Origin of the sequence: Antarctobacter sp. (assembly GCF_048262615.1) — a bacterium.
In the GTDB taxonomy this organism is placed as follows: domain Bacteria; phylum Pseudomonadota; class Alphaproteobacteria; order Rhodobacterales; family Rhodobacteraceae; genus Antarctobacter.
Genome location: NZ_JBLXFB010000020.1, coordinates 67,302 through 82,617 on the forward strand (window position 1 = coordinate 67,302; position 15,316 = coordinate 82,617).

Consider the following 15,316-nt stretch of genomic DNA (forward strand, 5'->3'; position numbering starts at 1 on the left):
CGGGCATGCGACCACGAAAGTCGGCGAAGGATCGCTCTGACCCCGAACTGGACCGCGAATTGCCTGACCTGCCGCCGGAAGTGCGATGGCGCGAATGGATGCGCCGGATCGAGGCGGTCTTGTTTGCCAGCGCGTCGCCAGTGCCGCGCGAGAAACTTGCGCGTGTTGTGGGGCAGGGGGCCTCGGTCAATCTTTTGGTTGAGGATCTTGCCGCCGATCTGGACGGCCGAGCGTTTGAGATCGCCCAAGTGGCCGAGGGCTGGATGTTCCGAACGCGCCCCGCCTACGCGCCCGCGATCCGCGCTGCGGCGGATGTCTCGGATCAATTTCTGGACCTGAGCGAATTCGATGTCGCCGTCCTCGCCGCCATTGCCTACCACCAGCCCATCACCCGCGACGGGCTCAAGGACATCTTCGGCAAGGAGATCAGCCGCGACCTGATCGGGCGGCTGCATGCGCGCAACCTGATCGGGACCGGGCCAAGGTCGCCGCGACGCGGGGCGCCCTATACATTTGTGACCACGGACGCGTTTCTCGTTGCCTTCGATCTGGATAGCCTGCGGGATCTCCCTGATCGTGAGCAATTGGAAGATGCGGGGCTTGGTGTTGTGTAGCGTGATGAAAGGGATGGCTGTCTGGTGAGGTCTGTACCGGACATACCGTGAAAGGTCTAATGGACATTTCGTGAGATGATTGGTAGGCATCTCGTGAGATGAGTGAAATCGATGAATACCTTCCGCGACATCTGACGCCTGAGTTGCAGGACGCTTTGGCAACTGCACGCGTTGTCAACCTTGTCGGACCACGGCAAGTCGGTAAAACGACCCTTGTGCGTGACCTGTTCAAACAAGGTCGTTTCATCACGCTGGACGATGCTGCGATCCTGACGGCGATGGAGGCTGATCCCGAAGGCCAACTGACAAGCCTTGCGGAAGAACAGCCTGATGCGCCGGTTATCATCGACGAGGCCCAAAGGTCACCGAAGCTGGCTCTGGCCATCAAGAGAATTGTCGATCGCAACCGCCGCAAAGGACAGTTTGTCCTGACGGGGTCATCCAACGTCTTCACAACGGCAGAGGTAGCGGACTCGCTGGCGGGTCGAATGCAGACGCTCAAACTCTGGCCGCTGACAACCGCCGAGGTCAATCGGGCGCCGGCGAACCGGGTGATCGATTGGGCGATGCAGTCGGCTCCGACGCTGCCTCAGATCTCGGATCCCGCGCAGTTGGGACGCAAAGACTATGTCGACCTCATCCTTATGGGCGGATACCCCGAAATCCGCGCGCTGCCACTTCGATCGCGGCAGCGGCGGTATCGCGACTATATCGATGCGGTGGTGGATCGAGACGTGGCGGATATCATGCCGGTCCGAAAGCCTGATGCTCTTCGGTTTTTGATCGATCAGATGGCGGCACGGACCGCGCAAGAGATCAATACGTCCGAATTGGCAAAACTGGCAAAGCTCAAGCGCGAGACAGTTGATCAATACCTCGACATTCTCATGCGGCTCTCATTGGTGACCAAGCTGAGCGCGTGGATGCCGGGCGAGAGCAAGCGGGACATCAAGCAACCGAAGTTCCACTTTGTGGATACCGGAATTTCCAGTGCGCTGCGGCGTCTGAACGACAGATCATTTGACATCGGCAACAGTCCCGAAGCCTTGGGCGGTATTTTGGAGAGCTTCGTTGTCGGCGAACTACAGCGTGCTTTGCCGATGCAGGACGAAGACCATCGGCTTTACCATTGGCGCAGCGCAGACCGTCGAGAGATCGATGTCCTGATCGATGGAGGTCACCGGCTGGTTGGGATCGAGGTCAAGGCTGCAACCACGGTTGTGGCCGATGATTTCAAGCACCTGAAATGGTTCGCCAATAACGGGCCGGGAAAAGGGCGCAGCACTGTCGGGATCGTATTTTATCTTGGGCAGGAAAAACTGACCATGGGTGACGGCAATTTCGCTTTGCCACTCAGCACGCTTTGGGCGGCGGTGGATGCAAACTAAACGCGCACCGGTTCGGCAGAAAAAGTAAATGCCCCTCCTGCCCTTTGGACAGGTCCGCGCCAGAGGCGGGCGGTGTGCCTGCTGCCGAGCTGTGCCGGGAAGTCGAACGTCGTTTTCGGTCGTATTCCGACCCAAAAGCAGACGACGAGATTCACCTGACGAAAGGGTGGCTCCTCTGTCCGGTCCCGCGCCGCAATGCTGATCTGATCAGAGAGGGTGGGGCGCCCCGTCGACTGTTATCCGGGTCTCCGAGGCGCCGTTTTGTCGTCAGTTTGCGAGGGCATCTCTCAATTCGTTCAATGCCTTGTCCGCCGGGATGTCACGGGCTGTCAGGCGTCCGACAAATTCGTCCGCCACGGATTGCATCTGGGTTTCGAACTTGGCCAGATCCTCGTTGGTGAAATTGAAGATATTAATACCCTGCTGCCGGAACTCATCGGCGATGGTTGCCTCGCCCTCGTCGATCCACTTGGTCAGATCCTGCGCAACCTGAAGGCCGCACGCGTCGAAGGCCGTCTGTTGCTCGGCGGTCATGCCGTCATAGGCCTTTTGGCTCATGCCGATCGCCTGAGCGGCGGTGCCAAAGCTGCCGTTGAAGCTCATCGCGCCCATTACTTCCTGCACGGAGTAGGGTTTGACGCTGGAGAACGAAAACAGGGTTGCGTCGACAGTACCGCGCTGCATGGCCGTGTAGATCTCCGGTCCGGGCATCTGAACCGCCACGCCGCCGATAGCCTCGACAAGGAAGTTGAGCGCGGAGCCTGTCGTGCGGACCTTCTTGCCGGCGAAATCCTCAGGCGAATCGATGATGGCGCTGCGGCCGGACACGATCTGGTAGGGGGCCAGGGCGGTGATGGCGATCGGGCGCACGCCAGCGGCCTCCCATTCGCTTGCCAGTACGCCGCCTTGCGCCACGGCGGCGCGATAGGCGTCACCCAGTTCGGTTGCGCTGCTGGCGATCCCGGGAAGCATGGTCACGCCCTGCATCGGCAAACGCGCGGTTTCCTCGCCGATGGTGACAAAGGTGATCTGGGCCAGATCCTCCTGGATGCTTGTCACGCCTTCGTCGCGCTTGATGACAGAACCTCCGGGGTAGTAGTCGAATTCGATTTCTCCTCCTGTCCGATCGGTCACGCAGGACATGAGGGCCTCGAACCCGCGTACGGAGAAATAGTGCGCCGGCGGCAGATCGTGCGCAACGGTCAGTGTCTCGGCGCTGGCCGCTGCGGCAATGGCCGTCATGGCAGCGCCCGCAACGATATGTAGGCTGGTTCTGGACATGGAAATCTCCCTGAATGAGTGGCCGGAGGTCGTCCGGCATCGTCTTGGATGCGCCGCGTCCGGGCCGTCGTCCCGATGTGACAGGCGGTGACGCCCCCAGCATGGGGGTCGTGATCGGCACCATTGCACATCTCGCCAATCAATATCAATTATCTAAATGAATATGACTGGTTTCACTTGTCATCTATAATGCAAATCATCTATCGGTATAGTGCGCCGCTTGGCCTTGTCCTGTGGACGGCCCCGCGTGCCAAAGAGGAGGAGTGATTTCTTGCCCGATTCCGTTCCCCTGGCGCACAGCTGGCATCGCGCGACCGATGCCATCCTGCGCCCTGTCGAAACCGCGGCAGCCATCGCCGGCGGGGCCGTGATGCTGCTGGCAATGGTCCTGACATCGCTCGACGCCATCCTGCGATATGCCGTGAACAAGCCGCTGTCGTTCAACCTGTTCTTTACGGAAAACTACCTGATGGTGACGCTCATCTGCCTGCCGCTGGCCTGGGCCTTTCGGAGCGGTGGCTACATCCGCATCAGGTTCCTGCATGACAGGTTGCCAACGCGCTACGCGGATCTGCTGATCCGAACCGGCCTGTTGGCCAGCTTTCTGCTGATCGCGGATCTGGCCTGGTTGGCGGGGCATCAATGGCACAAGGCCTACAAGACGAATGAGATCGTCATGGATGTGCTGGACTGGCCGATGCATCTGTCGTGGATCTGGGTTCCGATCGGGCTGTGGCTGCTGGCGCTCCGCCTGCTGATGACAGCGCTCGGCCCACGCGACCAGCTGCTTTTCCAACATGACATCGAGGAGGAGGGCCTGTGACCTTCGCAATCGGAATTGCCATCCTTCTCGGCCTGATGGTTCTGGCCGTGCCAATCGGCTTTGCCCTGGGACTGGCAGGCTTCCTCAGTCTGAACATGATCGTCCCGTTGTCGATGATCCAGACCCTGATGAGCAAGGTGGTGCACGAGACCACCTCCAACATGATCCTGTTGACGATCCCGATGTTTGTCCTGATGGCCGAGTTTCTGGCCTGCGGCGGCGTTGCCAAGGACCTGCTGCTGGCCTGCCACCGGATGATGCGCGGGATCAAGGGGGGGCTGGCCATGGCCTGCATCGCGGCGGGTGCGGTCCACGCGGCGGCGACCGGCAGCAGCACGGCGTCGGCTGCCAGTCTCGCGCGGGCCTCTTTTCCGGCGATGCGGGCCGCGGGTTACGCCCCCTTGCTGTCGGTGGGCACCATCGCGATTGCCGGCACGCTGGCGATCATGATCCCGCCCTCGGTGGCCTTTGTGCTGTTCGGTATCATCACGGAAACCTCCATCGGGCGGCTGTTCATGGGCGGCATCATTCCGGGCCTGATGACAGCGGCGGGATACATGGTGACGATTGCCATCGTCCTGTGGTTCAAGCCTGAACTGGGCCCGAGCCGCGACCGCGAAACCCAGGATGCAAAGATCGAGAAGGGCGGCAGCGTCTGGCCCATGGCCCTGCTGATCGCGATTGTCCTTGGGGGGCTCTACAGCGGTGTCGCGACCCCCACGGAAATCTCCGCCATCGGCGCGTTGGGGGCGCTTTTGATCTCTCTGGGCACCGGGCGGATGACGCGGAAGAATTTCATTCACGCGGTCGGCGGTACGCTCAAGATCACCACCATGATCATGACGATCATCTTCTGTGCACATATCGTCGGGTACTTCATCACCTTCTCGCGAATCACCGATACGTTGCTGGAGTGGATCGCGGTCAGCGGCATGTCTCCGACAGCCGTCATGCTGGTCGTGGTGGGGATCTATCTGGTGCTCGGCATGTTCATGGATCAGGCCGCGATCCTGATCCTGACCGCACCGATTTCGACCGCGCTCATGGTGGGGCTGGGCTTCGATCCGGTGTGGTGGGGCATCATCATCATCAAGACGGCGGAAGTGGGGCTGGTATCGCCGCCCCTGGGGCTGGTCACATTCATTGTCGCATCCACCACCCGGACAGAACTGCCGGCCAGCTTTCGCGGTGTGATGCCTTTCCTCGTGGCAGAATTCGTGACGCTGGGGCTTCTGCTTGCCTTCCCGCAACTGACGCTGTGGCTGACATGATCCGGGTCTTTCGCCGGGCAGGGGGGGCGGAACCCGTGTATCCGGGACCTATTGATGCAACCGGTGGTCTGCGGCTGCCGCCCACGACCCGTGCCGACGATCTGAAGGAGCCGCGACTATGACCGCGTTTCGCAACGCTTTCGGGCTGGCCGACACGGTCTGCGTCGTCACCGGCGGGGCGGGCGGTATCGGTCGGGGCTGCGCGCTGGCGCTGGCCGGGGACGGGGCGCGCGTGGCGGTGCTGGACCGCGATGCAGAGGGGGCCGACGAGACCGCGACCATGATCCGCGACGCCGGGGGGCAGGCCCTTGCGGTCGCCTGTGACACCTCGGACCGGGCCAGCATAGAGGCCGCGCATGACCGCGTCGTCAAAGCCTTTGGCACGGTCGGGGTTCTGGTCAACAACGCCGGGATCGCCGGACGGGGCGACCTGATGGAGGTTGATGACAGCGACTGGGACCGGGTCGTTTCCGTCAACCTGACCGGCTACCACCGCTGCGCGCAGATCTTCGGCCGGGGCATGATCCGGCGCGGCGGCGGTGCCATGGTGCATATGTCCTCGATCAACGCCATCGCGCCGGTGCCCGGCAGCGGCAGCTATGCCATTGCCAAGGCCGGGGTCTCTGCGATGTCACATCAACTGGCGGCGGAACTGGGGCCGCATGGCGTGCGCAGCAATGCCGTCCTGCCGGGCCTCATCCGCACAGGCATGGGGCGGGCCAGCTATGAGGACTCCGAAATTGCCAGGGCCAGGGATGCAATCGTGCCGTTGGGCCGGGTGGGTGTGCCCGACGATATCGCGCAGGTGGTGCTGTTTCTGGCCAGTCCGCGCGCCTCTTATGTCAGCGGCGCCGAAATTCTGGTGGACGGGGCATTCCGGGATGGGCTGATGCGGGCCCTGCCGCGGGCAAAGACCCTGCGCGCCTGAGCTGAAACAAGCGTCCGGGCACGCAAGCCCTCAAAGCACCGGTGGCGGTTTGTCGCCATGCCTTCCGGGACGCCTTGAATCCATCATTCTCCGATATAAACAACGGGAAATAATTGTCGGAGGTTGATAGATGAAGCGTGACGAACTGGGCGACCTCATGGCCTTTCTTGCTGTCAGCGAAGAGCGCAGCTTTACCAAGGCGGCGGCCCGGCTTGGCACCTCGCAAAGCTCGCTGAGCCATATCGTCAAACGGCTGGAAGAGCGGCTGGACATCCGACTGCTGACCCGCACCACCCGTAACGTCGTGCCGACACCGGCCGGAGAGCTGCTGGCGGCGACGTTGCGGCCGGCTTTCGACCGGATCAACGACCGGCTTGCCGCGCTGAACGAGATGCGGGACAAACCGGCGGGCCATGTCCGGCTGACCACCTCGCGGCCGGCGGCGCTGAGCATCGTCTGGCCGAAACTGGGACCGATCCTGCAAGAGCATCCCGACGTGACCTTTGAAATCTCGGTCGACAACCGGATGACAGACATTGTCGAAGGCCGGTTCGATGCGGGCATCCGACTGGGCGAAAGCATCGAAAAAGATATGATCGCCGTGCGCATCAGCCCTGACATGCGGATGCTGACGCTGGGTTCTCCCGCCTATTTTGCCCGGCACGGCCGCCCCGAACGTCCGCAGGATCTGACCGAACACAACTGCATCAACCTGCGGCTGCCGACGCTTGGCGGGCTCTATGCCTGGGAATACGAACGCGACGGCAAGCCGCTGAATGTCCGGGTTTCGGGCCAGTTGACGACGGACGACCCGGACCTGATTGTCGAGGCCTGTCTGGACGGGGCAGGGCTGTGCTGCCTGCCGGATTTCCGGCTTAGAAAGCTGGTTTCCGAAGGGCGGCTTGAAACGGTGCTGGACGATTGGTCGCCGCCGTTTCCCGGCTTTCACCTGTACTACCCGTCGCGCCGGCAGGCGTCTCCGGCATTCTCTCTGGTGCTGAACGCCTTGCGCTACCGCGACTGACCGTGCCGCCTTGTGTTTCGGGTGCGGCGCATCATTCGCCTAGCTGGCGGCGCCAGAAGGCGATGGCGTCATCGATCCAGCCTTCGGCGGCGGTTCCCCTCCCGGTTCCAAAACCGTGCCCGACATCCGGTATGACGGCATAGGTCACCTCGATTCCCCGCTGTCGCAGCGCTTCGACACGGGGTGCCATGTTGCGGGGCGGCGCGATGCGGTCCTGGGTGCCGACCACGACATAGGTGGGCGGATCGCTCTCTCCGGTGGCGGTATGGCTGGTGTAGGCCATGACGACCGCTGCGGGCGGTTGCGCGGTTCGCCCGCCATGCCCGGCGGGTGTGTCGCTGCCGATGAAGGCCGCCATCCGTGCCCCCGCCGAACTGCCCCAGACCGAATAACCGTCCGGCGAGACACGGTAGACCCCGGCCCGATCGCGGATCAGGTCGACCGCGCGGGCCATGTCCTGCGTGGCGGGCCTGCCGCTACCGCCGGTCCGGTAGGTCAGCACAAAGGCATTGAGCCCGGAGTCCGAGATCCGGGCAGCATAGGGAAAGCCCTCGTGCACCGATCCGACGTACGAAAACCCGCCGCCCGGCGCGATCAAAGCGAAGGGGGCGCCGGGATCGCCGGCGAAAAAGAACAGGCCCGCAGCCCCCAACGTGGCGTCGGCGGCACGTTCCTCGGCGGAATAGAGGTGCTCAAACACCGGCAGACCGGCGGCGCTGTCCGCAATCAGGCGGTTCAACCCGTCGAGGACCGTGGGGACGTCGACGGCACTGTGATAGGGCAGCATGCCAGCGATCTCTGACAGGCGCTGGTCCGCGTCATAGTCGCGCCCGTACCACGGCAGGGTCATGTCGGCAAAGCCGTCCAGTGCAGGATGTGACAGCAGCTCACCAATGGTGCTGTCAGCGGTCAGTGGAGCGGTTCTTGTTGTGTCTGGCATGGCATCCTGCGCGTGAAGCCGAGCGGCCAACAGCAGGACCAGCGCCAGCAGCAGAAAGGTGGTGCGCCGCATATGAACTCTCCTCCTGCGGGTCAGGGTCCGGTGAAGTGTATCGCCGGTCGTGCACAAGACTATGCCGCTGATCGCCTAGGGCCTATCGGCCTGACACAACGGTCGGGCGCGGGTGGCATTGACCGTTCAGATCCTTTCGACGATCACCGCGATGCCCTGGCCGCCGCCGATGCACATGGTGGCAAGCCCGCGCCGCTTGCCGGTGCGTTTGAGATGGTAGAGCAGCTTTGTCAGGATGATCGCGCCAGAGGCTCCGACAGGATGGCCAAGGGCAATTGCGCCGCCGTCGGGGTTGGTGATCTCGTCGGGAAAGCCCAACCTCCGCGACACGGCACAGGCCTGGGCGGCAAAGGCTTCGTTTGATTCGATGGCGTCCAGATCGTCCACCGTCATCTTTGCCCGCTTCAGCGCCTGTTCCACCGCGGGGATCGGTCCAAGGCCCATGACGCCGGGCGCCACGCCACCCAAACCATAGGCGACGATCCGGCCCAGCGGCTCTACGGCCCGCCGTTCTGCCTCTTTTGCGGCCATCAGGACCAGTGCGGCGGCCCCGTCGTTGATGCCCGAGGCGTTCCCTGCCGTCACACTGCCGCCCTTGGCGAAGGCCGGGCGCAGTCCGGCCATGCCCTCCAGCGTCGTGCCGGGACGGACATGTTCGTCGACCGTGAACTGGCGGGTTTCGCGGCGATGCGTGACCTCGATGGGCAGGATTTGCTCCCGGAACCAGCCGTTCTCGATGGCGCGGGCCGCGCGCCGGTGCGATTCGACCGCAATGGTATCCTGTGTCTCGCGGTCGATCCCGCAGTCGCGGGCGACATTTTCGGCGGTCACACCCATGTGGCCGTTGCCAAAGGGGTCGGTCAGCGCGCCGACCATCATGTCGACCGCGCCGACATCGCCCATTCTGGCCCCGAAGCGGCTGGCCGAAAGGAGATGCCCGGCCCGGCTCATGGATTCCGCGCCGCTTGCCAGCGCCACCGACGCATTGTCCAGCATGATCGCTTCGGCGGCGGTGACAACCGCTTGTAATCCGCTGCCGCAAAGACGGTTGAGCGTCAGGGCCGGGGCGGTCTCAGGCACTCCGGCGTTTATGGCCGCGACACGCGACAGGTACATGTCGCGCGGCTCGGTGTGGATGACATGGCCAAAGACCGACAGGTCCACATCCCGGCCAGGGCATCCGGCCCGCTCGATGGCGGCGCGGGCGACCTGTGCCGCCAGATCGGTCGGGGGCAAGCCGGCCAAGGCACCGCCCAGGTCACCGATGGCCGTTCTGACCGCCGACGCGATGATGACATCGTTCATGTGCCGGTCTCCCTACAGCTTCTCGGTCAGTTCCGGGACGGCCTGGAACAGGTCGGCGACAAGGCCGTAGTCGGCGACCTGAAAGATCGGCGCCTCTTCGTCCTTGTTGATGGCGACGATGACCTTGCTGTCCTTCATGCCGGCCAGGTGCTGGATCGCGCCCGAGATGCCGACCGCGACGTAAAGATCCGGGGCCACAACCTTGCCGGTCTGGCCGACCTGCCAGTCGTTCGGGGCAAAGCCCGAATCGACCGCCGCGCGGGAGGCGCCCACGGCGGCGCCCAGCTTGTCGGCCAGCGCCTCGATCAGCGCGAAATCGTCCTGGCTGCCGACGCCGCGGCCGCCGGACACCACGATCCCCGCCGAGGTCAGCTCGGGCCGGTCGCTGGCGGCGACCTTGTCCTCGACCCATTCCGACAGGGCCGGGTTGTCGCCCGCCGCGATGTCCTCGACGGCGGCGGACCCGCCGGTGGCGGCGGCGTCAAAGGTCGAGGTGCGGAAGGTGATAACCTTCTTTTCATCTTTCGACCGTACCGTCTGGATGGCGTTGCCGGCATAGATCGGGCGCTCGAAGGTGTCGGCGTCGACCACGGCGGTCACATCGGTCAGCACCATCACGTCCAGCAGCGCGGCCACGCGCGGCAGGATGTTCTTGGCGTCGGTGGTGGCCGGCGCCGATGTGGCTGTAGTCCTCGCCAGGGAGATCACCGCCGCCACCGGTTCTGCCGGGCGGTGCCCAGAGCGCATCCGGCCACCAGGACCCTTTTTGCCACGCCGGTGATCGTCGCCGCCGCCTCGCCGCGTTCCAGCCGCTGAACCTGCGGCCAGCACCGTCACCTCGCCAGCGCTCGCCGCGGTACGCCTTGGCGGTCGCGTCCATCGACAGCGCGTCGTGGTGATTTCTGAAGGAGTACCGCCATCGATCGCCCCGCGTCTTCAGTTTCCGCCACCAGCTCGTCGATCGAGCCCACCATGATCCCGCCGCGCGGCCCGCCGGTTCCGCGGTTTGAGACGATCTCGAGCCGCGGTGCCATCGACGCCGTAATCCGCCGGGCTCTTCCCCTCCAGCGGCTTCTTCTTCGCCTTCATGATGTTGAAGGTTGCGCGCCGCGGCTCGTTCAGCCGCAGGTCGGTGGTGACGATTGCCGGCAGCGCCACCTGATGGTCTGCAGCCCGCCGTCGACCTCGCGCGTTACCGGCGCTGTCGCCCTCCACCGCCAGCGTGTTGGCATTGGTCGCCTGCGCCAGCCCGGTCAGCGCCGCCAGCATCTGGCCCGTCGCCCGAGGTCGTTGTCGATGCCTGCTTGCCGCAGATCACCAGACCGGGTTGCCTCGGCGATGATCGCCGCCAGATCTTCGCCACCGCCAGCGGCTCGATGTCGTCGTGCACGTCCTGGCCGCAACCACCAGGATCACCTGGTTCAGCTCATCGCAAGCGCCGCGCAGCGTTCCGCGCCTGCTTCACACCGATGCTCACCGCGATCACCTCGCTCGCGGTCCCCGCCTTTCAGCCGGATCGCAGCTCCACCGCAATCTCGTCGAACGGGTTCATCGATACTTCACATTCGCAAGATCAACCCCTGCCCGTCCGCTTCATGCGAACCTCACGCCAGTCGATCACGCGCCTCACGGGTACGAGCAATTTCATCAGCGGTTTTCTTCCTTCGCGCCAGGAACACGTCGCGCCAGTGAATGCCTCCCGTGGTGATATCAACTGCCGCAGGGTGAAACAGGCTAAACGTCCCGTTAGCGCCGGACGCCCGGCATCGGTGGCGCAAACGGTCGCGGCCGATGCGGGCGCTGATCCGCGGGTCGTTCTTGTCCCGACAGATTCCGCGCAGAGCCGCCCAGCTGGCCGCGTCGAGCGAGGGGCGCGGGCTGGTCGTCGGGGGCGGCGCGCGCGTCGATGGGTGCCGAGCCGGGGTGGGACATGAAATGCGCCAGCGGGCCCGAGATATCGCCGCCCATGGCGCGGAACCGCTCGAACATGTCGGCGAGGGCGCCAGGAGGAAGATCCGCGTCGCGCAGCATGGCATGGGCAAAGCGGTCGGCTGTGATCCGGCCTCCTGGCTGCACGCGTTGAGCAGGCGGTCGGCGAGAAAGGCCATGGTGCGCCGCCGGTGAAATCGAACACAGGCCGAGCAGACCGACCGAGCCTGCGGCACGCGGTGCGCCCCGGTCGGATCGCGATGGACCACGTGGCCGATCTCGTGCGCAGGACTGCCGCCACCATGTCGGGACCGTCAGTCTTGTCGATCAGTCCTCGCACGATCACGACCTGCTGCCGGGCGCGGCAAAGGCGTTCACCATCTCGTTGTCGAAGACCACGACGCCCAGATCAGGTGCCGAGATCGGCGCCGTCGGTCAGCCGGTCGACCGCGTTGCAGCGCCGTTCCCGTCGGGAGAGGTGATCTGCTCATGGTCTCGCCCCCGAGAAAGCGCGCGTCCGCGCGTGACGTTGCGCCCGAAGGCAACCTGGCGTTCCACCCGCAGCCGATGTCGGCCGCAGGCAGGATCACGAAGAGCATCAGCAGCACGGCGCTCCACCGCGACCCCCGCACGGATGATGCGGCGGCCGGTGCCCTGCTTCACGTCGCGGCGCCAGAGCCGGGCGGGTGTGGCGCAGCCACCCGCCATCTCGATGTCGATCAGCAGGCGGGCGGACTGGTGAAGTGCCGTCCTCGACCTCGAGGTGGCGGGTCACGACCACCTGCGCGGATCGCCGACGCGCAGGGCGCGCAGATCGGGGCGCCAGCAGCGGCGCCGGCAGGGTGGTGCCGAGATGAGAAGGCGGTCGAATCCGGACAGCCGCACTGGACCCTGGCGGATGGCGGTCAGGCCGTCGTAGAAGCGTGCCTGGGTTCCCGCATGGCCTGAACGCCCCGCCGACGTCGAGCGCAATGGCAAAGCTTTCGGCATCTGCGCCGACCTGCCGCGCGCTGCTGATGTCGGCGAGGGCGGGCAAGGATGAGGGTCACTGTCTCGACGGTGGCGCAGACTGCCGGTGATCGTTACCAGCGCGTTACGGCATCGCCGCCACCAGCACCAGCATGTAGCCCATCACGGCGAGCACCACGGTGGCGGCGATGGTGCCTGCCGGATCGCCTTCGGCCATGGACAGGACGCCGCCGAACACGATCGCGCCGGCGTTGCTCAGATGGCCATTGAGGATCGAGATCACGAGGTCAATTGTGAGGTTGCCGTGGATCCAGGTCAGATGACCTGCTGGGCCGGGCGTCGAAGGCGACCGTCGCCGAGCGTGGTGTTCTGCGCAGGTAGGCAGGTGCCTGACCCGGAAGGAGATGCTTCACCGCCAGCGGTAGACCAGCCCCACGGATAGCCATTAAGGGCAGGACCGGTGGCGGTGTCGTCGGCGAGAGCGCGGCGCCGATCACGGCGGCGAGCAGGATCATGAGCCCGATGAAGATGCAGCATCCGCCTGCAGCGGTCCAGCGCCCGCCCTGGTGGAAGCGCGCATCGCTTAACCAGTGCGGTCCACCATGTATTTTCCAGCCGGAAGGTCTGAGCGGTTTGCGCAAAGCCGAGGTTGAGGATGGTCAGAAGCCAATAGCCCATGGCGCGCAGGGCATAGCCCCCGGCCGCCTTGTCTGCCGAAGCGGATGCCGCGCCAGCGGTGCGCGCCATCCGGTAGCGGCGCGCGGTAGATCGCGAAGAACAGAAGGGCACGACCGACAGGACGGACATAGCCCGCGACGACCTGCGCGACGATGTCTCCGACCGTCGGGTTCGCGGAACAGGGTCAGGCTGAAACAGAACAGCACGATCTGCACCACGCCGAGGTAGATCGCCAGAACACCACCGCCAAGAGAAAGTTTTATGAATTTCTCGAGCCCGGTGCCGGTGTATTCGAAGCGCGAATCGTCGAGCAGGACCGAGGACCAGATGTAGCGGCGGACGCGGCCTCGCCCAGAACCGGTAGATGAGCGTCAGATGGTCAGTGGGGGTCCGAAGGCGAGCCAGAACAGGTGGCTGCCGTCTCCGCTGGCGTCCGTGCCGTAGGTCGGGGTACTCATCAAGGCATTCCAGGAAAATTAGCGGTGGCGAGGACCGTCGTCCCCGCCAGGATCGTCGTCAGGTGAAGGGTTACCGCGAACCCGCGCCATGCGGCCGGACCTGGCGCGTTTGCCGAGCCATTCCTCCAGTTGCGTTTCGGTGGTGCCCCCGCCGGGTCGTGCCGGACAGACCGTGGCCAGCGGAAGGTGGTGCGTCCGGAAGCCGCCGTCCTTGTATTGCAGCCGCACGCCCTGCCCCGCCCATTCGGCAGTTCGCCGAGCATGGCGACCAGCACCAGGGTTTTCGCCCACGACGGCGACGGTATCGCCGTCAGCTTTGCAGATCCGGCCTTGACGCCGGCGCGAGGTTCATGCCTGCTGCCGGTGCGCGTCTGGGCCAGCACGTCGGTTTCGCTGACGACAAAGTTGCCGGCATCCGAGGCAACGTGCAGCTTGCGCCTGGCACGTGGATGAAGAGGTCGACGATCTGCGCCTGTTCGGCGGTCGACCATGAGGCGCAGCGGTTCGCCCATGCCGCGCCCGCCCGGCAGATTGGCGGCGACAGGTGCAAACGTCGTTGGCTGAAGACCAGCAACCGGTCGCGTCAGCGTGAAGACGGTGCGCGGACCGCCGTCCTTGAACTTCAGCCTGAGCCGAGGTCGATAGGCCCTTCATCGCCCGATCCAGCCCATCTGCGAGCAGACTACGGTGATCGGTTCGTTCGATCATCGTTTGGCGCGGGTCCTCGATCTCGCCCGCCTCGGAGTAGTTGAGGCGCGCGCCGCGCACGTGATCCTTGCCGAAGGTCTCGCGGTCTCGCGCAGTTGCTCGGAGATGGTCTTCCACTGGAGGCTTTCGAGTCGAGCAGGCCTCGAGACCGGCGCGCCTCCATCAGCTTGTCGCGTTCGGCCACCAGCTCCATCCTTGAGACGGCGGTGGAGCGCAGGCGCATGTTCAGGATGGCTTCGGTCTGACCTCGGTCAGGCCGATCGCGTCGTCGCTTACCAGCGGGCGGGCGGAACGTAATCCTTTTCCGAGGTCGCCCGGACAAAGCCTGTCCCCAGTCCTCGTACATCAGGGCGGCCTTGGGGTCGTCATCGTAGCGGATGATGTCGATCACCCGGTCGAGGTTCAGGAAGGCGACGATCAGCCCTTCCAGCACCTCCAGCCGGTTGTCGATCTTGGCCATCCGGTGTTTCGACCGGCGGATCAGCACCTCACGGCGGAAGTCGAGGAAGGCGCGCAGCACCTCCTTGAGCGAGCAGACCTTGGGTGTGACGCCGTCGATCAGCACGTTCATGTTCAGCGAAAAGCGGACTTCGAGGTCCGAATTCCGGAACAGCATGTTCATCAGCACGTCGGGGTCGACGTTCTTGGAGCGCGGTTCGAGGATCATCCGCACGTCTTCGGCGGATTCATCCCGCACGTCGGCCAAGATCGGGACCTTCTTGGTCTGGATCAGCTCAGCGATGCGTTCGACCAGCTTGGACTTTTGCACCTGGTAAGGGATTTCGGTCACGACGACCTGCCAGGTGCCCCGGCCCAGATCCTCGACGTTCCATTTCGCGCGCAGGCGAATGCTGCCGCGCCCGGTGCGATAGGCCTGCGCAATGTTGTCCGCCGGTTCGACGATCACGCCCCCGGTGGGGAAATCGGG

General features: G+C 64.5%; 14 protein-coding genes and 2 pseudogenes. 7 read left to right on the plus strand and 9 right to left on the minus strand.

Annotation, left to right across the window (positions count from 1 at the left end; genetic code table 11):
* Nucleotides 1-5 precede the first annotated feature (5 nt).
* A complete protein-coding gene (scpB, locus tag ACN0S5_RS18435; protein WP_417210206.1) occupies nucleotides 6-614 on the plus strand; it encodes an SMC-Scp complex subunit ScpB in 609 nt (202 codons plus the stop codon).
* 98 nt (nucleotides 615-712) lie between these two features.
* A complete protein-coding gene (locus ACN0S5_RS18440) occupies nucleotides 713-2,002 on the plus strand; it encodes an ATP-binding protein (RefSeq protein ID WP_417210207.1) in 1,290 nt (429 codons plus the stop codon).
* Nucleotides 2,003-2,269: 267 nt separating this feature from the next.
* Here ACN0S5_RS18440 and dctP read toward each other — a convergent pair whose 3' ends face one another.
* Nucleotides 2,270-3,283: a TRAP transporter substrate-binding protein DctP gene (dctP, locus tag ACN0S5_RS18445; protein ID WP_417210208.1), complete on the minus strand. Its 1,014-nt coding sequence runs from the start codon at nucleotides 3,281-3,283 to the stop codon at nucleotides 2,270-2,272.
* Between the two features lie 271 nt (nucleotides 3,284-3,554).
* On the opposite strand from dctP, the gene ACN0S5_RS18450 reads away from it, so the two are divergent.
* The 4 genes from ACN0S5_RS18450 (at nucleotide 3,555) to ACN0S5_RS18465 (ending at nucleotide 7,329) form a co-directional block, all read left to right on the plus strand.
* Nucleotides 3,555-4,106: a TRAP transporter small permease gene (locus tag ACN0S5_RS18450; protein ID WP_417210209.1), complete on the plus strand. Its 552-nt coding sequence runs from the start codon at nucleotides 3,555-3,557 to the stop codon at nucleotides 4,104-4,106.
* Complete coding sequence (locus tag ACN0S5_RS18455; protein ID WP_417210210.1) at nucleotides 4,103-5,377, plus strand: TRAP transporter large permease; 1,275 nt, start codon at nucleotides 4,103-4,105, stop codon at nucleotides 5,375-5,377. Before ACN0S5_RS18450 ends, ACN0S5_RS18455 begins: the two co-directional genes overlap by 4 nt.
* Before the next feature lie 118 nt (nucleotides 5,378-5,495).
* Entirely contained in the window at nucleotides 5,496-6,305 is an 810-nt protein-coding gene (locus tag ACN0S5_RS18460; protein WP_417210211.1) for an SDR family NAD(P)-dependent oxidoreductase, read from the plus strand.
* 130 nt (nucleotides 6,306-6,435) lie between these two features.
* Entirely contained in the window at nucleotides 6,436-7,329 is an 894-nt protein-coding gene (locus ACN0S5_RS18465) for a LysR family transcriptional regulator (protein WP_417210212.1), read from the plus strand.
* Nucleotides 7,330-7,360: 31 nt separating this feature from the next.
* Here the strand turns inward: ACN0S5_RS18465 and ACN0S5_RS18470 are convergent, their stop codons facing one another.
* From ACN0S5_RS18470 to ACN0S5_RS18485, 4 genes and pseudogenes are all read right to left on the minus strand, one after another.
* Nucleotides 7,361-8,341: an alpha/beta hydrolase gene (locus tag ACN0S5_RS18470; protein WP_417210213.1), complete on the minus strand. Its 981-nt coding sequence runs from the start codon at nucleotides 8,339-8,341 to the stop codon at nucleotides 7,361-7,363.
* Nucleotides 8,342-8,467: 126 nt separating this feature from the next.
* On the minus strand, nucleotides 8,468-9,646 hold the full coding sequence (bktB, locus tag ACN0S5_RS18475) for a beta-ketothiolase BktB (RefSeq protein WP_417210214.1): 1,179 nt from the start codon (nucleotides 9,644-9,646) through the stop codon (nucleotides 8,468-8,470).
* A 12-nt stretch (nucleotides 9,647-9,658) separates the two neighbouring features.
* Nucleotides 9,659-10,526 (minus strand): annotated as a pseudogene (locus ACN0S5_RS18480) (electron transfer flavoprotein subunit alpha/FixB family protein).
* A gap of 46 nt (nucleotides 10,527-10,572) precedes the next feature.
* Nucleotides 10,573-11,294 (minus strand): annotated as a pseudogene (locus tag ACN0S5_RS18485) (electron transfer flavoprotein subunit beta/FixA family protein); the annotation flags it as partial.
* A 143-nt stretch (nucleotides 11,295-11,437) separates the two neighbouring features.
* On the opposite strand from ACN0S5_RS18485, the gene ACN0S5_RS18490 reads away from it, so the two are divergent.
* The gene (locus ACN0S5_RS18490; RefSeq protein ID WP_417210215.1) at nucleotides 11,438-11,770 is read left to right on the plus strand and encodes a hypothetical protein; all 333 of its coding nucleotides are present in this window, start codon (nucleotides 11,438-11,440) and stop codon (nucleotides 11,768-11,770) included.
* A gap of 898 nt (nucleotides 11,771-12,668) precedes the next feature.
* Here ACN0S5_RS18490 and ACN0S5_RS18495 read toward each other — a convergent pair.
* The 4 genes from ACN0S5_RS18495 to ACN0S5_RS18510 form a co-directional block, all read right to left on the minus strand.
* Entirely contained in the window at nucleotides 12,669-12,827 is a 159-nt protein-coding gene (locus ACN0S5_RS18495; RefSeq protein WP_417210216.1) for a hypothetical protein, read from the minus strand.
* A 32-nt stretch (nucleotides 12,828-12,859) separates the two neighbouring features.
* Entirely contained in the window at nucleotides 12,860-13,351 is a 492-nt protein-coding gene (locus ACN0S5_RS18500; RefSeq protein WP_417210217.1) for a hypothetical protein, read from the minus strand.
* Nucleotides 13,352-13,679: 328 nt separating this feature from the next.
* Complete coding sequence (locus ACN0S5_RS18505; protein ID WP_417210218.1) at nucleotides 13,680-14,192, minus strand: hypothetical protein; 513 nt, start codon at nucleotides 14,190-14,192, stop codon at nucleotides 13,680-13,682.
* A 170-nt stretch (nucleotides 14,193-14,362) separates the two neighbouring features.
* A partial coding sequence (locus tag ACN0S5_RS18510; protein WP_417210219.1) for a DNA gyrase subunit A occupies nucleotides 14,363-15,316 on the minus strand: 954 nt, incomplete at its 5' end.